Annotated in this window: 19 protein-coding genes; 14 read left to right on the top strand and 5 right to left on the bottom strand. The window is 71.7% G+C overall.

What is annotated here, in order from left to right:
• Nucleotides 1–16 precede the first annotated feature (16 nt).
• The 5 genes from ACWGIG_RS11500 (at nt 17) to ACWGIG_RS11480 (ending at nt 4719) form a co-directional block, all read left to right on the top strand.
• Nucleotides 17–1351: an MFS transporter gene (locus ACWGIG_RS11500; RefSeq protein ID WP_453321353.1), complete on the top strand. Its 1335-nt coding sequence runs from the start codon at nt 17–19 to the stop codon at nt 1349–1351.
• A 31-nt stretch (nt 1352–1382) separates the two neighbouring features.
• Nucleotides 1383–1892, top strand: coding sequence for a MarR family winged helix-turn-helix transcriptional regulator (locus ACWGIG_RS11495; protein ID WP_453321335.1), 510 nt, complete (start codon nt 1383–1385; stop codon nt 1890–1892).
• 63 nt (nt 1893–1955) lie between these two features.
• Nucleotides 1956–2288 (top strand): DUF3817 domain-containing protein, encoded by a 333-nt coding sequence (locus ACWGIG_RS11490; RefSeq protein ID WP_453321334.1) that lies wholly within the window; start codon nt 1956–1958, stop codon nt 2286–2288.
• Between the two features lie 120 nt (nt 2289–2408).
• Nucleotides 2409–4121 (top strand): acyl-CoA mutase large subunit family protein, encoded by a 1713-nt coding sequence (locus tag ACWGIG_RS11485; RefSeq protein WP_453321333.1) that lies wholly within the window; start codon nt 2409–2411, stop codon nt 4119–4121.
• Between the two features lie 64 nt (nt 4122–4185).
• Nucleotides 4186–4719 carry a MarR family winged helix-turn-helix transcriptional regulator gene (locus ACWGIG_RS11480; protein WP_453321332.1) on the top strand — a complete coding sequence of 178 codons (534 nt, stop codon included), beginning with the start codon at nt 4186–4188 and terminating at the stop codon, nt 4717–4719.
• 45 nt (nt 4720–4764) lie between these two features.
• Here the strand turns inward: ACWGIG_RS11480 and ACWGIG_RS11475 are convergent, their stop codons facing one another.
• Nucleotides 4765–5601, bottom strand: a complete 837-nt coding sequence (locus ACWGIG_RS11475; RefSeq protein WP_453321331.1) for an alpha/beta fold hydrolase — start codon at nt 5599–5601, stop codon at nt 4765–4767.
• Nucleotides 5602–5751: 150 nt separating this feature from the next.
• Between ACWGIG_RS11475 and ACWGIG_RS11470 the strand changes: the two genes are divergently transcribed.
• A complete protein-coding gene (locus ACWGIG_RS11470) occupies nt 5752–7002 on the top strand; it encodes an MFS transporter (protein ID WP_453321330.1) in 1251 nt (416 codons plus the stop codon).
• Nucleotides 7003–7073: 71 nt separating this feature from the next.
• Here the strand turns inward: ACWGIG_RS11470 and ACWGIG_RS11465 are convergent, their stop codons facing one another.
• Nucleotides 7074–8015, bottom strand: coding sequence for an aldo/keto reductase (locus tag ACWGIG_RS11465; RefSeq protein ID WP_453321329.1), 942 nt, complete (start codon nt 8013–8015; stop codon nt 7074–7076).
• 186 nt (nt 8016–8201) lie between these two features.
• Here ACWGIG_RS11465 and ACWGIG_RS11460 point away from each other — a divergent pair, with 186 nt between their 5' ends.
• Complete coding sequence (locus tag ACWGIG_RS11460; protein WP_453321352.1) at nt 8202–8672, top strand: NUDIX hydrolase; 471 nt, start codon at nt 8202–8204, stop codon at nt 8670–8672.
• Between the two features lie 292 nt (nt 8673–8964).
• Nucleotides 8965–9981: a hypothetical protein gene (locus tag ACWGIG_RS11455; RefSeq protein WP_453321328.1), complete on the top strand. Its 1017-nt coding sequence runs from the start codon at nt 8965–8967 to the stop codon at nt 9979–9981.
• 34 nt (nt 9982–10015) lie between these two features.
• On the opposite strand, the gene ACWGIG_RS11450 is transcribed toward ACWGIG_RS11455, so the two are convergent.
• On the bottom strand, nt 10016–11431 hold the full coding sequence (locus ACWGIG_RS11450) for an ATP-binding protein (protein WP_453321327.1): 1416 nt from the start codon (nt 11429–11431) through the stop codon (nt 10016–10018).
• Nucleotides 11428–12138, bottom strand: coding sequence for a response regulator transcription factor (locus tag ACWGIG_RS11445; protein WP_453321326.1), 711 nt, complete (start codon nt 12136–12138; stop codon nt 11428–11430). The genes ACWGIG_RS11450 and ACWGIG_RS11445 overlap by 4 nt, the downstream gene beginning before the upstream one ends.
• A 63-nt stretch (nt 12139–12201) precedes the next feature.
• Between ACWGIG_RS11445 and ACWGIG_RS11440 the strand changes: the two genes are divergently transcribed.
• Together ACWGIG_RS11440 and ACWGIG_RS11435 are read left to right on the top strand one after the other, a co-directional pair.
• On the top strand, nt 12202–13362 hold the full coding sequence (locus ACWGIG_RS11440; protein WP_453321325.1) for a UDP-N-acetylglucosamine--N-acetylmuramyl-(pentapeptide) pyrophosphoryl-undecaprenol N-acetylglucosamine transferase: 1161 nt from the start codon (nt 12202–12204) through the stop codon (nt 13360–13362).
• Entirely contained in the window at nt 13359–14372 is a 1014-nt protein-coding gene (locus ACWGIG_RS11435; RefSeq protein WP_453321324.1) for a GDP-mannose 4,6-dehydratase, read from the top strand. Before ACWGIG_RS11440 ends, ACWGIG_RS11435 begins: the two co-directional genes overlap by 4 nt.
• Before the next feature lie 58 nt (nt 14373–14430).
• Here ACWGIG_RS11435 and ACWGIG_RS11430 read toward each other — a convergent pair whose 3' ends face one another.
• Nucleotides 14431–15063, bottom strand: coding sequence for a TetR/AcrR family transcriptional regulator (locus ACWGIG_RS11430; RefSeq protein ID WP_453321323.1), 633 nt, complete (start codon nt 15061–15063; stop codon nt 14431–14433).
• A 262-nt stretch (nt 15064–15325) separates the two neighbouring features.
• On the opposite strand from ACWGIG_RS11430, the gene ACWGIG_RS11425 reads away from it, so the two are divergent.
• From ACWGIG_RS11425 to ACWGIG_RS11410, 4 genes are all read left to right on the top strand, one after another.
• Nucleotides 15326–16297 (top strand): tetratricopeptide repeat protein, encoded by a 972-nt coding sequence (locus ACWGIG_RS11425; protein ID WP_453321322.1) that lies wholly within the window; start codon nt 15326–15328, stop codon nt 16295–16297.
• A 740-nt stretch (nt 16298–17037) separates the two neighbouring features.
• Nucleotides 17038–17670: a DUF6230 family protein gene (locus tag ACWGIG_RS11420; RefSeq protein WP_453321321.1), complete on the top strand. Its 633-nt coding sequence runs from the start codon at nt 17038–17040 to the stop codon at nt 17668–17670.
• A gap of 169 nt (nt 17671–17839) precedes the next feature.
• Nucleotides 17840–18433 carry a DUF6114 domain-containing protein gene (locus ACWGIG_RS11415; RefSeq protein WP_453321320.1) on the top strand — a complete coding sequence of 198 codons (594 nt, stop codon included), beginning with the start codon at nt 17840–17842 and terminating at the stop codon, nt 18431–18433.
• Nucleotides 18423–19955: a hypothetical protein gene (locus tag ACWGIG_RS11410; protein WP_453321319.1), complete on the top strand. Its 1533-nt coding sequence runs from the start codon at nt 18423–18425 to the stop codon at nt 19953–19955. The genes ACWGIG_RS11415 and ACWGIG_RS11410 overlap by 11 nt, the downstream gene beginning before the upstream one ends.
• Nucleotides 19956–20024: the final 69 nt, after the last annotated feature.

Genomic DNA, 20024 nt, shown 5'->3' with positions numbered 1-20024 from the left:
CGCACGCATGCCAGACATGCCAACCCCGTCGTCCCCGGGGGCACTTGACGATGCCCCCGCGACCTCCGAGAAGCCCACCCGCCCCCGCTACCTCTCCCTCTTCGCCGTCCCCGAATTCCGCTACGTCTTCGTCGCCCACCTCCTCTCCCTCCTCGGGGTCGTCGTCAGCGAGATCGCGCTCACCGTCCTCGTCTACGACCTCACCTCCTCCCCCTTCCTCTCCGCCCTCACCTTCGCCCTCGGCTTCCTCCCCTACCTCGTCGGCGGCACCCTCCTCTCCGGCATCGCCGACCGCTACCCCGCCCGCCGCGTCCTCGTCCTCTGCGACCTGCTCTGCGCGGGCTGCGTCGCGGTCATGGTCTGGCCCGGTACGCCCGTCGGCGGCCTCCTCGCCCTGCGCTGCCTCGTCGCCGCCGTCGCGCCGATCTTCAACGGCACCCGGATGGCCACGCTGGCCGACATCCTCGGCGACGGCGAGCTGTACGTCCTCGGGCGCTCGCTCCTGCGGATCGTCTCGCAGAGCGCCGTGCTCGCCGGGTTCGGCGTCGGCGGGCTGCTGCTCGCGGTCGTCCCGCCGCGCGGCGCGATCACCGTCACCGTCGCCACCTTCCTCTGCTCGGCGATCCTGCTGCGCTTCGGCACCACGAAGCGCCCCGCCCGCATCGCCGCACAGGGCAGCGCGCTCCTGCGCGACTCCCTCACCGGCGCCCGCCTCGTCCTCGGCAACCGCCGCCTCCGCGCCCTGACGCTCCTCTTCTGGCTGCCCGCCTGCTTCGTCGTCGCCCCGGAAGCCCTCGCGGCGCCGTACGCCGACGAGATCGGGGCCGGCCCGGCCGCGCTCGGGCTGATGATGTGCGCCATGCCCGTCGGCCACATCGCCGCCGAGCTGTACGCGGGCTCCGCGCTCGCCCCGCGCACCCGCTCCCGCCTGGTCCTGCCGGCGGCGGGCCTGGGCCTCGTACCCCTGCTGCTGTACGTCATCACGCCCGGCGTGTTCTGGTCGGTGGTGGTGCTCGTGCTGGCCGGGGCGAGCGGGGCGTACGTCATCGGGCTCGACCAGTGGTTCGTCGACGAGCTGCCCGAGGAACTGCGCGGACGCGCCATGACCCTCCAGACGGCAGGGCTGATGACCGTCCAGGGCGTGGGGATGGCGCTGGCCGGACTTGCCGCCGAGTTCTTCTCCGTCCAGGTGGTGGTGGCGGGCGCCGCGGCCGTTGGCACGCTCTGCACACTGGTCCTGGTCGCGGAAGTCCGCCGCACACATCCGGAGCGGGGGCAGGGGCAGGGACAGGGACAGGGACAGGGGCCGGATTCGGGAACGAAGGTGTACCGAACCGCGAGACAAAGCTGACCACCATATGACTGACCGGTAGGGTCGTCCCGTGCCGAAGCCGCTCAGCCTCCCCTTCGACCCCATCTCTCGCGCCGACGAACTCTGGCAGCAGCGCTGGGGCCCCGTGCCGTCGATGGCCGCGATCACCTCGATCATGCGTGCCCAGCAGATCCTCCTCGCCGAGGTCGACGCGGTCGTCAAGCCGTACGGACTGACCTTCGCCCGGTACGAGGCGCTGGTCCTGCTCACCTTCTCCAAGGCGGGCGAGCTGCCGATGTCGAAGATCGGCGAGCGGCTGATGGTCCACCCCACGTCGGTCACGAACACCGTGGACCGCCTGGTCAAGTCGGATCTCGTCGACAAGCGCCCCAATCCCAACGACGGTCGCGGCACCCTCGCCGCCATCACCGAGAAGGGCCGCGAGGTCGTCGAGTCGGCGACCCGGGACCTGATGGCGATGGAGTTCGGGCTCGGTGTGTACGACGCGGAGGAGTGCGCGGAGATCTTCGCGATGCTGAGGCCCCTGCGGGTGGCGGCGAAGGACTTCGACGAGAGCTGAGGGCCGGGCGGCCGACCCGGCCCGCCCGAAGATCGCCCCGCATGCCCGGTTACGCTCGAAGGCATGAAACAGAGCGTGCTGACCCGATATCGGGTGATGGCCTACGTCACCGCCGTGTGGCTCCTGGTGTTCACCGTCGCCATCGTCCTGAAGTACGGCTTCGACACCGGCGACACCATGCTGATCTCCCAGATCCACGGTGTGCTCTTCATCATCTACGTGGTCTTCGCCTTCGACCTCGGCACCAAGGCGAAGTGGCCCTTCGGCAAGCTGCTGTGGGTGCTCGCGGCCGGCTGCATCCCGGTGGCCAGCTTCTTCGTCGAGCCGAAGATCACCCGCGAGGCCAAGCCGCTGGTCCAGGACCCGTCCCCGGTGACCAGCAAGGCCCAGGCGTAACCAGGCGTCACCAGACGTCACCGCGCATCATCGGGCGTCACCGGAAGTCCGCCGTACGGATTCGAACCGTACGGCGGTTGTCCATCGACATTTACTAGGACGTCCTAGTAAATTGAAGGTATGGACTCCACGGACAACGCTGCCGCGATCGAAGAGGGCCGCCTCCGCTGGCAGGCCCGGTACGACAAGGCCCGCAAGCGCGACGCCGACTTCAGCACGCTCTCCGGCGACGAGGTCGAACCGGTCTACGGGCCGCGCCCCGGCGACACGTACGAAGGCTTCGAGCGCATCGGCTGGCCGGGGGAGTACCCCTTCACCCGCGGACTGCACGCCACCGGCTACCGCGGCCGGACCTGGACCATCCGCCAGTTCGCCGGCTTCGGCAACGCCGAGCAGACCAACGAGCGCTACAAGATGATCCTGGCCGCGGGCGGCGGCGGGCTGTCCGTCGCCTTCGACATGCCGACCCTGATGGGCCGCGACTCCGACGACCCGCGCGCGCTCGGCGAGGTCGGCCACTGCGGTGTCGCCATCGACTCGGCGGCCGACATGGAGGTCCTCTTCAAGGACATCCCGCTCGGTGACGTCACGACCTCGATGACGATCAGCGGGCCCGCCGTCCCCGCCTTCTGCATGTACCTGGTCGCCGCCGAGCGCCAGGGCGTCGACCCCGCCACCCTCAACGGCACGCTCCAGACCGACATCTTCAAGGAGTACATCGCGCAGAAGGAGTGGCTCTTCCAGCCCGAGCCGCACCTGCGCCTGATCGGCGACCTGATGGAGCACTGCGCGGCGGGCATCCCCGCGTACAAGCCGCTCTCCGTCTCCGGCTACCACATCCGCGAGGCCGGGGCGACGGCCGCGCAGGAGCTGGCGTACACCCTCGCCGACGGCTTCGGATACGTCGAACTCGGCCTCAGCCGCGGCCTGGAGGTCGACCACTTCGCCTCCGGCCTGTCCTTCTTCTTCGACGCCCACCTGGACTTCTTCGAGGAGATCGCCAAGTTCCGCGCCGCGCGCAGGATCTGGGCCCGCTGGATGAAGGAGGTGTACGGGGCGAAGACCGACAAGGCGCAGTGGCTCCGCTTCCACACCCAGACGGCGGGAGTCTCCCTGACCGCCCAGCAGCCGTACAACAACGTCGTGCGGACCGCCGTCGAAGCCCTCTCCGCCGTCCTCGGCGGCACCAACTCCCTCCACACCAACGCCCTCGACGAGACCCTCGCCCTCCCCAGCGAGCAGGCCGCCGAGATCGCGCTGCGCACCCAGCAGGTACTGATGGAGGAGACGGGCGTCGCCAACGTCGCCGACCCGCTCGGCGGCTCCTGGTACGTGGAGCAGCTCACCGACCGCATCGAGGCCGAGGCCGAGAAGATCTTCGAGCAGATCAAGGAGCGCGGACTGCGCGCCCACCCGGACGGGCAGCACCCGATCGGGCCGATCACCTCCGGCATCCTGCGCGGCATCGAGGACGGCTGGTTCACCGGCGAGATCGCCGAGTCCGCCTTCCAGTACCAGCGCGCGCTGGAGAAGGGCGACAAGAAGGTCGTCGGCGTCAACACCGCCCACGGCTCGGTCACCGGCGACCTGGAGATCCTGCGGGTCAGCCACGAGGTGGAGACCGAGCAGGTACGGGCACTGGCCGAGCGGAAGTCGCACCGGGACGACGCGAAGGTGCGGTCCTCGCTGGACGCGATGCTGGCCGCCGCCCGCGACGGCTCCAACATGATCGAGCCGATGCTGGCCGCCGTGCGGGCGGAGGCGACGCTGGGCGAGATCTGCGGGGTGCTGCGGGACGAGTGGGGCGTCTACACGGAACCCCCGGGGTTCTAGCGGGAGTTGGGTGTGCGGGTGAAGTGTTGACCTCAATCGGGGTTGAGGTCGTAGCTTCGCCCGCATGACCACGACGAGCACCACCCCGGCCGCATCCGCCACCCCGCAGCACACCGCCACCCCGCAGCACACCGCCGATCCGCAGGCCGCCGACGCGGACCTGGCCTCCCAGCCCGTCGCCTACTGGACCGGCGTGACGAGCAACGCCGTCAAGAACCTGCTGCGCGACTCGATGGCGCGCTTCGACGTCACCCAGCCCCAGTGGTGGGTGCTCAACCGGGTCGAGGCGGGCGGCGGTACGGGCGGCTCCACCCGCGAACAGGTCGTCGAGCAGCTCGCGGCCGTCGCCGACAACCCGTACGACATCGCCCGTGTCGTCGACCAGCTCCTGTACCGGGGCTGGCTCGCGGCCGACGACTCCTCGCAGCTCTCGCTCACCGAAGCGGGGCGCGCGGGCAAGGCCAAGATCAAGGAACTGGTCACCGGTCTGCGCGCCCAGGTGCACGAGGGCGTCAGCGACGAGGAGTACGTGGCCGCGCTGAAGGTGCTGCGGCGCATGACCGCGAACGCGCAGCGGGCCGACTCGCCCTGGCAGTGAGGGGCCGCCCCGGGGAAAGTGGTGTCTGGAAGCCCCGGACGGCGCTCAGAGCGTGCGCAGGAAGTCCAGGAGGTACGCGTTGAAGACGTCCGGCCGTTCCATGTTCGGGTAGTGGCCCGTGTCCTCGACGATCCTGAGGCGACCGTCGGGGACGGTGCGCACCAGGCGTTCCGCCATCCTGTGGTTGTCGGGGCCGTCGACGGACCCGTTGATCGCCAGTACGGGGACGCCGATCTTGGCGGCGCGGGCCCAGGTGTCGGTGACCGGGACGGCGAAGTGCTGGGGCCCGGTGCCGGTGCCGGTGTGCTGGGAGACCGTGTGCACCGCCAGCTCGCGCAGTCGGCGTACGACACCGGGGTCGACCTCGTCGAGGGAGCGGTGCGGCCCGGAGGTGACGCGCATGAACGCCTCGACCCAGCCCGGCACGTCCCCCTCGCCGAGCGTCCGCTCCAGCTCCGCCACGACGTCCAGGATCCACGGGTCGCGGAACTCGTGCTCGCTCGTACCGACACCGCTGACCACCAACGCCCGTACCAGGTCCGGGTGTTCGAGCGCGACATCCACGGCGGTCCCGCCGCCCATCGACAGCCCGACGACGACCGCCGGCCCCGTGCCGAGGTGGCGCAGCAGCCCGGCGACGTCGTCGGCCGCCCGGAACGGAGCCCGCGCCACCGACGACTCGCCGTGCCCCCGGGCATCCGGAGCGATCACCCGGTGGGTGCGGGACAGGGCCGCTGTCTGGGCCTCCCACATGCGGTGGTCGACGAAGCCGCCGTGCAGCAGCACCAGGGGCGGGAGGTCCCCGCCGGTGTCGAGGTGGACCAGGGGGCCGCCCTCGGCCTCGTAGGAGCGGACTTCCGGAATGCCGGCGGTGTCGGTCATGGCAACCAACCTGCCACGAGGGGGAGTTGCTGACGAGTGGGTATCGCGGGAGATGCAGGCCCAAGTGATCCACAGCGCCCATGAGTTGGATACGTTCGACGGCAGCGCGATCGGCGTGGGCACCACGAAGGCAAGCGGGGGAGAGTCTGCATGGCAACCGTACGATCGGCCCGCCTGCACAGAATTGCCCTGCTCGCGGCCCTGATGCTCGCCGCGTTCACCTTCAACACCGCGGAGAACCTGCCGATCGGGCTGCTCAGGCTCATCTCGGCCGACGTACAGGTCTCCCTCTCCGCGGTGGGCCTTCTGGTCACCGCCTACGGGCTGACCGTCGCCGTGGTCTCGCTGCCTCTCGCACACGCCACGCGTGCGTTGCCGCGCCGCCACGTGCTCACCGTGCTCCTGGCCGCGCTCGTCCTGTCGAGCGTGGTGTCGGCGCTGAGTTCCAGCTACTGGCTGCTGATGGCCGCCCGGCTGGTGACCGCGCTCGCCCAGGCGGTGTTCTGGGCGGTGATGGGGCCGGTGGCAGTCGGCCTGTTCCCACCGGCCGTCAAGGGGAGGGTGATCGGCGTGCTGTCGGTGGCCGGTTCGCTGGCCCTGGTGCTCGGTGTCCCCGTCGGCACCTGGCTGGGCCAGCAGAGCGGGTGGCAGGTCCCCGTCGTCGTACTGGCCGGGCTGGGTCTGGTCTCCCTCGTCACGATCGCCGCACTGCTCCCGACGTCGCGTCCGGACGAAGGGCACGCGGCCTACGGCTCGGCACCCGACAAGCGCCGGTTCAAGATCGTGCTGGCGACCACCACGCTGTCCGTCACGGGCGCGTTCGCGGGCTACACGTACGTCGTGCAGTTCCTGGGCGAGGTGAGCGGCTTCTCCGACACCTCGGTGAGCGCCCTGCTGATGGTCTCCGGCATCGCGGGCGTGATCGGTGTGGTGATCGGGGGCCCTCTCCAGGACCGCTTCCCGACCGGCACGCTCGTCGTCCCGGTGATCACCCAGGCGGCCGGCCTGCTGGGCCTGTACGCGACCGGTACCGTCCAGGCCGGTGCGGTCGTGTGCCTGGTGCTGCTGGGGGGCTCACTCGGCCCGGTGTTCATGGCCACGCAGAACCAGATGCTGCGCTCCGCCCCCGGCCGCACCGAGATCGCGCTGGCGGCCAACTCCGGTGCCTACAACGCGGGGATCGCGGGCGGGGCGCTCCTCGGCGGCATGATCCTGCCCGCCTGGGGTGTGCGGGCCACGTTCCTCGTGGGCGGGCTGCTGAGCGTCGCGGCGCTCGTGCCCCTGCTCGCCGGGAGGATGCTGCCGCCCGTCGGCCAGGACCACCGGGGCGTGACCGAATCCGGTCGGCCGCCCCTGCTCCCCGCGCTGCGACGAAGGACGGCCGGCCGCGCCGGGACCTGACCCCAGGCCCGGACTCCAGGTCCGGACCCTGGGCACGGCTCCAGGTCCGGACCCCGGGCCCGGCCCGGACGTTAGGCGGGCACCTCCGCCGACCCGCCCGTCGGGAGAGTCTCCGGGGCCGCCAGCAGGGCCAGTTCCTCCTCGGTGAGGCGCAGCGCGGCAGCGGCCACGTTCGCCGCCAGGTGCGCCGGGTTGCCCGTGCCCGGGATGGCCAGCACGTGCGGGCCCTGGTGCAGGGTCCAGGCCAGGCGGACCTGCGCGGCCGACGCGTCGTGCGCACGTGCGACGGCGAGTACCTGCGCGTTTTCGGCACCCGTCGCGCCGGCTTCGCGGCCTGCGCCGGCGATGGAGTAGAAGGGGACGTAGGCGATGCCCTGTTCGCCGCAGGAGCGGAGGAGCTCCGTCTCCGCACGGGGGGCGTCCAGCCCGTAAGAGTTCTGTACGCAGACCACGGGGGCGATGGCGCGGGCCTCGGCGAGGTGGGCCGGGGAAGCGTTGGCGAGGCCGAGGTGGCGGATCAGGCCGGCTTCGCGGAGCCCGGCGAGAACGGCGAAGTGCTCGGCGATCGAGCCGGTCGCCTCCCGCCTCGGGACGCGGAGGTTGACCACGTCGAGGTGGTCGCGGCCGAGCTGGCGCAGGTTCTCCTCCACCTGGCCGCGCAGTTGGTGCGGCTCGGCGTACCACCACTCACCGGACGGGTCCCGGCCGGGCCACACCTTCGTGACGACGACCAGGTCGTCGGCGTACGGAGCGAGGGCCGCGTTGATCAGCTCGTTGGCGGAACGCAGCGGAGAGAAGTAGAACGCGGCGGTGTCGATGTGATTGACGCCGAGCTCCACGGCCTGCCGGAGCAGCGCGACGGCCTCGTCACGATCGCGCGGGACGGCGTCGTCGGCGAACGCCGCGCCGGTCTGCGGAAGGCGCATCGCGCCGTACCCGATGCGGTTGACCGGGAGGTCGCCGCCCAGCTTCCACACGCCCGCTTCAGCCGCACCGTTCGTACCCAGTGTCATGCGCAACCCTCTCGATGGACCGGATGATCCGCTCTTCCCGGCGGAGACCGACTCGGAGTATGCAGCAGAAGCGGGGCTCGGGCGATCGGACAAGAATCACACCGCGTACGGGAATGCGGGGAGGTGGTGCGGGAGTTGAAACTGACGTCGCGGGCGTACGGAATCGGCATCGGCGGAGGTACGGGGATGAGTTTCCGGCTGGCGGCGTACGCCGTGTGCATCGAGGACGGGCGGGTGCTGCTCGCGCGCCACGTACCGCCGGAGGGGGCCGGGAGCAACTGGACCCTGCCGGGCGGCAGGGTCGAGCAGGCGGAGGACCCCTTCGACGCGGTGATCCGGGAGGTCGCCGAGGAGACCGGCTACGAGGCGACGGTCGAACGCCTGCTGGGAGTGGACTCCCGAGTGATCCCCGCAGCCGCCGCCCACAGGGGCACCGCGCACCAGAACGTCGGCATCTTCTACCAGGTCCGCATCACCGGCGGCACCCTCCGCCCCGAGCCGAACGGCGAAACCGCCGAGCCGGCCTGGACCCCGATCCCCGAAGTCCCCCATCTGCGCCGCTCGTCCCTGGTCGACATCGGCCTCACCCTGGCCAGGACCACCCCGGCCACCGGCCACGTCGCCCCGGTTGAGGTCGGCGGCCTGATCCAGCACTGAGTTGGCCGACGCCCCGTCCCCGAGGCGCTGGTGCCTGCACACACTCGCCGAGCCAAGCGGGGCCGAGCCGAGCGGGGCGGGGTGGAAGACCGGCGGGTCTTTGTCACACAGGTGTCTGGACCTCTGCGCCGCCCTGGGCCACGGTGGTCCCTCCTGTCCGCGTGGAGGGGGCTCAGCAGTGAGACGAAGGCGATTTCTGGCAGCGACGGTCGGCGTGCTCCCCGGGGCGGCACTCGTTACGGGTACCGCCAGGGCCGGCGTTCCCGCACCTCGTGCACAAGAGTGGCAAGCAGTGCCCGCACCCGGCAGCACCCCGGCCGCGCAGTTGCGCCGCATCGCCGCCGCCGGGCCCCAACTGGCCTGGGCCGTCGGCGAGGAAGCCCGTGGCGGACCGTCGCAGGGGCGGGCGCTGGCCATGCTCTGGAACGGCAGCGCCTGGACGAAGACCGATCTGTCGCACCTCTCGTACGCCGGCCGGCTGAACGACGTCGCCGGTGTCGGCGCCGACGCGGCCTGGAGTGTCGGCCTGCCGGCGGGGGCGGCGAGCCCGCTGCTGCGCTGGGACGGCGCCACCTGGCGCGAGGCGGAGTTTCCGGGCAGGGGCGAGCCGGATCTCCGGCTGCACTCGGTGGCGGTCGGCCCCGACCGGAAGGTGTGGATCGGTGGCAGCCGGGGCGGCGCCGCCCGCCTGCTGTGCCGGGACGGGCTGCAGTGGCAGTGGCTCGACCCGCTGCCCGTCGCGGGCGCGAACCTGTACCGGGTGGTACGGGGCGCGCAGGGCGAGGTGTGGGTGGGCGGCGACCGGACGGCCGGCAGCGGCTGGGCCGGGCTCGTGGCCCGCTGGGACGGGGCCTGGACGGTCCTGCCGCCGATTCAGGGCCCGCGGCTTTCGATCGGTGGACTGCACGCGGCCGGGCCGGACGACGTGTGGGCGGTGGGCACGGACGCCGGTGTCGGCGGGCCGCCGGGGCGCCCCGGCAGCCCCGTTCTTGGCCACTTCGACGGCACGGCCTGGACGCGGGTGGAGCCGGGCTTCGGCGCCGGGGCGCTGACGGGTGTCGCCGCCGATGCGCAGGGCCGCGCGGCGTGGATATCGGGCTGGAACTACCGGGACCAGACCAGGAGCACCTACCTGCGTCGGGACGGCGACGCATGGACTCTCGTCCGTGGCCCGCTCGGCGCGGCGCCGGCGCCGTACCTCAGTGATGTGACGCCCGTGCCGGGCACCGCCGGTTTCTGGTCGGCGGGCATGACGAGTCCCACTCCGTTCCCTCCGACCGAGGCGTACACGGAACGTCTCGGCGCATGACGCGGCGGGGGGCGGGAGGGGGCCGCGCCCGCCGCTAAGGCGTACTGACCGCCCCGAACCGCAGGCGGAACAACGCCCCGCCCCCCGCCGCCTGTTCGGCTGTCAGTTCCGCTCCGTGGGCCCGGGCGATCTGGCGGGCCATGGCCAGGCCAAGGCCCGAGCCGGGGAGGGCGCGGGCCGCCTCCGCGCGGTAGAAGCGGTCGAAGACGTAAGGGAGGTCCGCGGCGGAGATGCCGGGGCCGTGGTCACGCACCGTCAGCTCCAACTCCGCTCCGGAGCAGGTGAGTTCGACCTCGACCGGGGCGCCGGACGGGCTGAACTTCGCCGCGTTGTCGAGGAGGTTCGTCAGGAGGCGGGTGAGGCGGGCCGGGACCCCGGGGAGGGTCACCGGTGTTGCGCTGTCGGCCACGGAGAGCGGGAAGGGGGTGGCGGGCCAGTGGGCGGCGGCCGTGGCGACCGCGTGTTCCACGAGGGAGGACATGCGGACTTCTTCGAGGAGGGGCTGGGGCTCCTCGTCCCGGGCGAGTTCGATCAGGTCGTTGACCAGGCCCGTGACTTCGCGGAGTTGGCGCGAGAGCGCGCCGGAGGCCCGGTCGCGCTGAGCCGCCGACAAGCGGTCCGACTTCGCCAGCAACTCCGCGTTCGTCCGGAGCGCGGTGAGCGGCGTGCGCAGTTCGTGGGAGGCGTCCGCGACCAGGCGGCGCTGGGCGGAGACGGACTGTTCGAGTTCGCCGAGCATGGTGTTGAAGCTGACGGCGAGGCGGGTCACCTCGTCCTCGCGGTGGAGGGGGCCGGGGGGCAGCTCGATGCGGTGACGGGGGTCGCGGGTCGCGGCGATGCGTTCGGCGGTGGCGGTGAGGCGGGCGACCGGGGCCAGGCCCGTGCGGGAGACCCAGTAGCCGAGCGCGGCGGCCAGGAGGACGCCCGCCCCGCCGACCGCCGAGAGGAGGAGCGCCGCCTGGCGGATGCCGCGTTCCACCGAGTCCGCGCGCAGGGCGAGTTGGAGGGCGCGGCCGTTGCCGAGGGGGGTGACGGCCATGCGGGCCGGGTGGCCCTCCATGCGGAAGTTGCTGAAGTACGGGGCACGCTCGCCGGACGCGACCTCACGGACGGGCGGCGAGACCGGCAGGACGTACGGCTCCGGGGAGTCCTTCGCCGGGTCGGACGGGACGACCTGGGCGCACGCGGGCGCCGACAGGAAGCGGCACTCGCCCGCCAGGACGCGGGTCTGCAGATGCCGGTCCGCCTGGATGATGCGGGTCCCGGACTGGGTGAGGTTCAGGTCGAGCTGGTGGTACATCTCGTAGCGGATCACGAAGTACGCGGCCGTGCACACGCCGATCGCGACGAGGGCCACGGCGGCCGACGCCGACACCGCCAGGCGGGTGCGGAGCGGGCGGTGGCGGCGCCAGCGGGCGCCCAGCGCGCGACGGCGCCGGCCGCCGCTCATGCCGCTTCCGACGACAGGCGGTAGCCGACGCCGTGGACCGTGTGGACCAGGCGGCTCCCGCCCGCCGCCTCCAGCTTGCGGCGCAGGTAACCGACGTACACCGCGAGGGAGTTGGAGTCGGGGCCGAAGTCCCGTCCCCAGACCAGTTCGAGGATCAGCTCGCGGGGGAGCACCTGGCCCGGGTGGCGGAGCAGGAGTTCGAGCAGCGCGAACTCGGTGCGGCTGAATTCGAGCGGGCGGCCGGACCGGTGGCCGGTGCGGGTGACCGGATCGACGACCAGGTCCGCGTAGGAGAGGGACGGGTCCTCCTCGGCGAGCGGGGCCGCGCGGCGCAGCAGCGCCCGGACGCGGGCGACCAGCTCGTCCAGGGCGAAGGGCTTGACGAGGTAGTCGTCGGCGCCCGCGTCCAGGCCGTCCACGCGGTCGCTCACCGAGTCCAGTGCGGTGAGGACCAGGATCGGGGTGCGGTCGCCGACCGCGCGCAGCCGGCGGCAGACCGCGAGACCGTCCAGGACCGGCATCATCACGTCCAGGACGAGTGCGTCCGGCTGCCAGGTGGCGGTGGCGGACAGCGCCGCCAGGCCGTCCGGCGCGCCCCGGACCTCGTACCCCTCGATGGAGAGGCCGTCCTCGACGGCGGCCCGCACTTCCGGCTCGTCGTCGACTACCAGGATCTTGGCCAGGGTGGTCTGGGTGGTCAGGGTCATGGGTGAATCCTGCCAAATCGGGCTCTTAGAACCTTCTTAAGGATCTTCGTGAGTGTGGCGGCCATGCGCACTCCACTTTCAGTCGTGATCGGGGCGGGCGGCACCGGGGGCCACATCTACCCGGGGCTCGCACTTGCCGAGGCACTGCGCCGGGCCGTGCCCGACGCCGTCATCTCGTTCGTCGGGACCACCCGGGGCCTGGAGACGGACCTCATCCCCGGCGCCGGATACCGGCTGCACACCGTCGACATGATCCCCTTCGACCCTTCGCTGGGCGCGAAGAGATACCTGCTCCCCGCGGCCCTGCTGAAGTCGGGTGCGCAGGCCCGCTCGATCCTCAAGGCGCAGGGCGCGCACGTCGCCGTCGGCATGGGCGGCTACCCGAGCGCCCCGGTGATCGTCGGCGCGAGGATGGCCGGTCTGCCGAGCATCATCCACGAGTCCAACGCCGTCCCAGGGCGGGCGAACCAGTTCGCGGCGCGGCTGACCCACAACATCGCCATCGCCTTCGACCGCAGCCGCTCCCACCTGGCCGGCGGCCAGAACGCCATGACGGTGGGAATGCCGATCGCCGCGTCCCTCGCCCACCTCGACCGGGCCGGGATGCGCGACGAGGCCAGGCGGGCGTACGGGGTGCCGGACGGCGCGCGCCTCGTCCTCTTCAACGGGGGCAGCCTCGGCGCCGTACGACTGACCGAGGCGGCCGTCGGTCTTGCCGCCAGGTGGCGGGAGCGCAGCGACGTGCACCTGCTGATCAAGACGGGTCCGGCCAAGCTGGAGGAGACCCGGCGGCAGGTGGCGTACGCGGGCGCCGAACGGGTCGCGTCCGTGGTGCCGTACCTGGACCGGATGGATCTCGCGTACGCGGCGGCCGACCTCGTCGTCTGCCGGGCCGGGTCCGCGACCGTCGCCGAACTGGAGACCGTCGGCGTGCCCGCCGTCCTGGTGCCGTACCCGCACGCCCCGGGCGACCACCAGACCCACAACGCCCGGGTCCTCTCCGACGCCGGCGCCGCCCACCTCGTACCGGACGAGGAGACCACCGCGGACCGGCTCGCCGCACTCGTCGAGCCGCTGCTCGCCGACCCGGCGCGGCTCGGTGCCATGTCGAGGGCCGCCGGGCCCAGCACGCACGCACAGGCCGCCGATCTGCTGGCCGCGCAGGTCATGCGCCTCTCCGGACTTCCCGAACACACCTACCCCGCAATGGAGTTCACGCGATGATCGTCGAAAGTCACAGCAAGCGCATCGACTGGAACGGCCGCAAGGTCCTCGTCACCGGCGCCGAAGGCTTCATCGGCTCCACGCTCGTCGACCTGCTCGTGGAGCTCGGCGCCGACGTCCGCGCCTTCGTGCACTACAAGCCGTACGCCGAGAAGGGCTTCCTGAAGCAGCACCTGGGCAGCAGCCAGGTCGAGATGTTCACCGGCGACGTGCGCGACGCGGGCCGCGTCTCCGACGCCGTCGCGGGCTGCGACACCGTCTTCCACCTCGCCGCGCTCATCGGCATCCCGTACAGCTACTCCTCGCCCGGCGCGTACGTCCAGACGAATGTCGTCGGTACGGAGAACATCGCCGAGGCCTGCCGCAGGCACAGCGTCCGCCGGCTCGTCCACACCTCCACCAGCGAGGTGTACGGGACCGCCCTCACCGCCCCGATCAGCGAGCAGCACCCGCTCCAGCCGCAGTCGCCGTACTCCGCCTCCAAGATCGGCGCCGACATGATGGCGCTCAGCTTCCACCACGCCTTCGAGCTCCCGGTGACGGTCGTACGGCCCTTCAACACCTACGGTCCGCGGCAGTCCGCGCGCGCCGTCATCCCCACCATCCTGGCCCAGCTCCACTCCGGCGCACGGGAGATCAAGCTCGGCTCGCTCACCCCGACCCGCGACTTCACGTACGTCACCGACACCGCGCGCGGCTTCCTCGCGATGGCGGACTGCGACAGGGCGCTCGGTGAGAGCGTCAACCTGGGTACGGGGCGCGAGATCGCCATCGGCGACCTGGCCACCGCGCTGATAGCCGCCTCCGGGCGGGACGCCGAGGTCGTCGTCGACCCGGCACGCCTGCGGCCCTCCGGCAGCGAGGTCGAGCGGCTGCTGTCCGACAACACCCGGGCCCGCGAGTGGGCGGGCTGGGAGCCGCAGATGTCCCTGGAGGAGGGGCTGAAGCGGACCAGCGAGTGGGTCGCGGAGAACGTCGGCCTCTTCGCGCCCGACCGTTACCAGGTCTGACCGGTCCGAGTGCTCAGGGCGGGGGCAGCGTGCCGCCCGGACGTACCGCCACGTCAGGCTACGCCTGGGGCAGCGTGCCGCCCAGACCGCTCACCAGCAGCGACGTAAAGCTGTGTGCCCAGGCCGCGTCCACCGGCTCCGCGCTCACCAGCGCCCGGTGGACGACGGCCCCGGCGATCACGTCGAAGATCAGGTCCGCGTTGCGGGCCGCCTGTGCCGGGGACTCCTCGTACGGCAGTTCGCCGCGGGCCTGCGCGCGTTCCCGGCCCAGGAGTACGAGGCGCTTCTGGCGGTCGACGATGGCGGAGCGGATCCGGGTCCGCAGCGCGTCGTCCCGGGTGGACTCCGCGACCACCGCCATCAGCGCGGTCTTCGTCTCGGGGCGCTCCAGGAGAGCGGCGAACTGGAGCACCACGCCCTGCACGTCCTCCAGCAGGCTGCCCCGGTCCGGGAGTTCGAGCTCGTCGAAGAGGACCGCGACCGCGTCCACGACCAGTTCGTTCTTGTGCGCCCAGCGCCGGTAGAGGGTTGTCTTGGCGACCCCCGCGCGCTGTGCCACGTCCCCCATGGTCAGCTTCGACCAGCCCAGATCCACCAGTGCGTCCCGGGTCGCGTCCAGGATCGCGGCGTCCGCGGCGACGCTGCGGGGGCGCCCCGTGCGAGGTGGTGGGGGAGTGGCGGGGGTGGACATGCCGGAGACCATACCGGCGAGTAGGTCCCGTTGGTCAGAGGCTCCGCAAGTGATCGTGAGCGAGATCACGAGGCGTTCCGAGGGGGGATCGAGTTACGCTACGACCCGTAGCGAAAGCCTCCCGAGATCTTCCCGCGGGGCCGAGCGACAACCACTGGCGCCGGGTGGGGACCCGGCGCCGCCACAGCAGTACCGCACACGCGGCGGAGCAGGTGTGCCGCGCGCTTTTCTGAACCGGTCGCCGAGGGGGGAGGATGTACGCATGCAGCCTAGGAACATGTCCATGAGCGGCGTCGTAGACCTCGCCGCGGTGAAAGCGGCCAACGAGGCCCGGCAGAAGGCGGAAGAGGCGCGCGCCGAGGCCGCCCGGCAGGGGGGCACCGCAGCCGTGCCCGCCTCCCACCTCGTGTTCGACGTCGACGAGGCAGGATTCGAGACAGACGTCCTCCAGCGCTCCTCCGAGGTCCCGGTCGTCATCGACTTCTGGGCCGAGTGGTGCGAGCCGTGCAAGCAGCTCGGCCCGCTCCTGGAGCGGATGGCACAGGAGTACGCGGGGCGGTTCGTCCTCGCCAAGGTCGACGTCGACGCCAACCAGATGCTGATGCAGCAGTTCGGCATCCAGGGCATCCCGGCCGTCTTCGCCGTGGTGGCGGGCCAGGCCCTGCCGCTCTTCCAGGGCGTGGCCCCGGAGGCGCAGATCCGGCAGACCCTGGACCAGCTCATCCAGGTCGGCGAGGAGCGCTTCGGGCTCACCGGGATCCAGGTCGCGGACGGTCCCGTCGCGGACACCGAGACCGAAACGGCGCCCCCGGTCGGTCCGTACGACGCGCTGCTCGACGCGGCGATGGACGCCCTGAACGCCAACGACTTCGCCGGCGCCGTCCAGGCGTACAAGAACGTACTCGCGGACGACCCCGCCAACCCGGACGCCAAGGCCGGTCTGGCGCAGGCCGAACTCCTGGGCCGGGTGACGAAGTTGGACCCGCAGCAGGCGCGCAAGGATGCGGCGGACCGGCCCGCCGACGTAGCCGCGCAGATCGCCGCGGCCGAGCTCGACCTCGCGGGCGGTCACATCGAGGACGCCTTCGGGCGGCTCGTCGACACGGTGCGCGTGACGGCCGGGGACGACCGGAACGCGGCACGGGTCCGACTCCTCGAACTCTTCGAGGTCGTCGGCGCGGACGACCCGAGGGTCGGCGCGGCCCGCTCGGCCCTCGCACGGGTGCTCTTCTAAAGGGGCCGTTTCCGGGGTGCGGGGCTGTATCGGACATGCGGCTCCGCCGCGTGGGCGCGACCAGCCGCGACGGCGCCGCAGATGAGCAACAGCCCCCCGCACCCCGCCCTGCCGCCCCGACGGCGGGCAGCGAAACCTCCCCCGCCCCAGCAGCACCCACGCCCCTCTTCCGCATCGTGGGATTTGGCGACTCAGTGATAAAACGCGGCCCCGTTTTGCCAAAACTTGGCAATCGGGGCCGCTGTTACTCGCAGTAAAGCGAACTCGCCCTTCTGTCCGCCTTGTTGCGGCAATCACCCGATTTTCCGCGTCACGCGACGCAGCCGTGCGCGACCCTGCGGGACCGGCGGGCCGCCCTTCGGTTATCGGCCCGTTACTAGCGAGTAACGAACCCCCTTGTGCCAAGCCCGTGAATGCACCACGATCGGCCACGCTCGGTCCATTGCCCACGCCCTGACAAGCCAGTCGGGGCGGCGGGGTTTCTGGGTCCCCACCGGGCGGGTCGGCAGCAGTGGTGCCGGCTCTGGACAGGGGGGTCTCCGCCCAACGGCGGGGCCTGTCCAGCAGGTTGCGCGAACGCGTGGCCAGTGGTTGTCGCTCGGGGGTGATCGCCGGTGATTCGGACGTGGCACATGCCGGGCTCCGGGCGCGGCGCCCGCCCTCCGAGGACGTAGCACTTCTCCCATCCCGACGGGCCCCTGCCCGTACCGGAGATGTACGTCCGAGAAGGAGGAAAGTACATGAGTTCCCAAGTACGCGGTGGAACCAGATGGCGTCGCTTCGCGGTCGTCATGGTGCCGAGCGTGGCCGCGACCGCCGCGATAGGCGTCGCCATGGCACAGGGCGCGCTGGCGGCTTCGTTCAGCGTCTCCGGCCAGGACTTCAAGGTGACGGCCGACAAGCTGGACGGCACGGGCTTCGTGCAGTACGGCAGCATCGCCGAGGGCACCGACCTGAAGGGGAACCCGGCCGCTCACCCGGTCGCGGTCTCCGGCTTCAAGACCGCCGACATCACGAACATGTGCCAGTCGGTCGTCACCCCGGACGTCCCGATCTTCGGCAGCGTCAGCCTGATGCTCAAGGCCGGTACGGGCGCGACGCCCGTGCACGCCGAGAACATCTACCTGGACGTCGCCGACCTGGACGCCGACGCCGAGTTCTCGAACATCGACATCGGTGTCGCGGCGGGCAAGGCCACCAAGGGCCCCGGCATCCAGAAGGGCACGAAGGCCAACCCCTTCGGCTTCGCCCAGCAGGCCGACAGGGCCGTGCTGACCAAGGTGAAGCAGCGCGCCTGGGCGACCTCGGCGGGCACCTTCAAGCTCAGCAACCTGAGCCTGCGCCTGCACAAGGGCGTCAAGGAGTGCTACTAGGCACTCCGCCGGGGTGCTGCTAGGCACTCCGCCGGGGTGTTGCTAGGCACTCCGGCGCGGGCGGGGCACAGGGCGGGGCACCGGTTCAGCGGACCGTTCCCCGGGTGTCCCGCCCGTACCCTCTCCCTCTTCTTCTGCACAGCAACACCGGTTCCAGGGAGCTGTTTCCATGAGCGCCGAGACCTCGGTTCCGAGCGAGAGCCGCGATTTCCACTACTGGCGGCTGCGTTTCCGCGCCTGGCGAGGAGTCCGGCCCTTCTGGGCGGGACTCCTCACCATCCTCGGTGGCGTCCCGATCATGTATTTCCCGTACAACGACCTCAAAATGGGCTCGCTCACGCTCACCATGGCGACGACCGCGGGCGCGGGCTCGCTGATCATCGGCGTCCTGCTGGTCACGCTGGGCCTCACGATGTGGTTCCACTCCATCGTCCGGATCTTCGCGGGTGTGGCCGCGATCCTGCTGGCCCTCGTCTCCATCCCGGTGTCGAACATCGGCGGATTCATCATCGGCTTCCTGCTCTCGCTGCTGGGCGGTGCGATGTCCATCGCCTGGGCTCCGGCGAAGGACCCGGCGCCGTCCGCGTCCCCGGCACCCGCCGCCGAGCAGACGATGGCCCTCTCGCAGGTGCCGCCGCAGGCCGCCGGGCAGCAGGGGGCGAACCTGACGAAGGCAGAGGGCCCGGGAGCGGGCACGGGCACGGGCATGAACACGACTGACACATCTGGCGACGCCGATGGCAGGAGGAACAGTGCGGGGTGACGAGGCCCAGGAGAACGCGGGCGTGGCGCAGGAGTCGCGCGGTAGAGGCGGGCCGCGCCACGCGGCCCCCAGGAAGTCGCTGCTGACCAAGCTCCACATGCCTGCGGGCAAGGCCCTGGCCCTCGCGGCGATGCCCACCGCGGTGTTCGTCGGGATGAGCCTGACGCCGAAGCTGGCGATGGCCGCCGAGGAGCCGGGGAACCCGTTCGCCCCCGGCCCGTGCGTGACGCAGCCGGACGAGGCCGCCAAGGACGCGGACAAGGACGGCGACGGCAAGCCGGACAAGGACGCGGCGAAGGACGCGGCGGACAAGGACGCGGCGGACAAGGCCAAGGGCGACGCCGCCAAGGGCGACGCCGCGAAGCCCGGCTCCGCCGACGGCGACGCGGCCGACGGTGACCCGGCCAAGGACGGCGCAGGAGCGGGCAAGCCGGGCCGGACCCCGGCCCCCGACGCCACGAAGCCGCCCGCGGGCACGGACCAGAAGGCCCCGGACGCCGGCACGCCGACTCCCGGGCCGACGCCCACCCCCTCCGAGACCGAGTCCGAGAACCCGCTGGACCCGCTCGGTGTGGGACCGAAGATCAAGGACTTCTTCGAGGGCCTGGGCGGCAAGAAGGAGGAGCCCGCGGTTCCTCCGGCCGCCACCCCCACGCCCACGCCTTCGGACACGGCGAAGCCGGACGCCAAGGCCCCCGCCCCCGCGGGCGACGCGGCGAAGAAGCCCCCGGCCGCCGACGCGGGCAAGGGCGAGGCCGCCGGTGCGGACAAGGCGGACACCGCCGAGGACGCGAAGGAAGCCGAGGCGAAGGCCGCGCAGAAGGCCGAGCTCGAAAAGGGCAAGAAGGACAAGGAGGAGAAGGCGGCCAAGGAAAAGGCGGACGCCGAGACCTCCAGGACCGAGAAGGCCATCCGCGAGGCCGCCGAGAAGCTCGGCATCAAGGTCGGGGACCTCGACAAGGACGGCGACGGCAAGCCCGACCTCGTCCCGAACGCCGACGGCAAGATCCCCTACCCCTGCCCGACGGCGGACCCCAAGGCCCTCGCGGACGCCAAGCTGGAGCCGGGCATCCCGGACCTCCCGGACGACCCGTGGATCCTGGAAACCTCGATGCTCACCCTCCGCGGCCTCAACTACGAGGGCGTCGTCGAGGTCCGCACCGCAGGCGGCAAGATCAAGAAGGTCCTGAAGTTCACCGCCAAGGAAACGGACATCAGGGACCTGCACCAGACCACGGTCGGCCCGAACGGGGCCACCGGCCACGTCCAGGCGAGCAAGGGCTCCACCTCGACCCTGCGTCAGGGCACCGTCACGATGTACACGGAAGAGCTGAAGGGCAACCTCTTCGGCCTCATCCCGGTGACCTTCAGCCCCGAGACACCGCCCCCGCTGAACGTCCCCATCGCGATGTTCACCAAGGCCAGGGTCACCCAGGCGGGCCAGTTCGGCGGCACCCTGACCGTCCCCGGCCTCCACAACTACTTCACAGGTCCGGGTACGGGCCAGGCGGCGGCCAACTGAGCTGATCCGCCGGTCGCCGCCCGAGGGGCGACGGCCCGGCGGGCGCACCCGCGCCCGTACGTACGAGGA

This window comes from Streptomyces sp. NPDC054863 (assembly GCF_053610825.1).
Note: the sequence above shows the minus strand (reverse complement) of the source record. Positions and strands in the feature narration are given on the sequence as shown.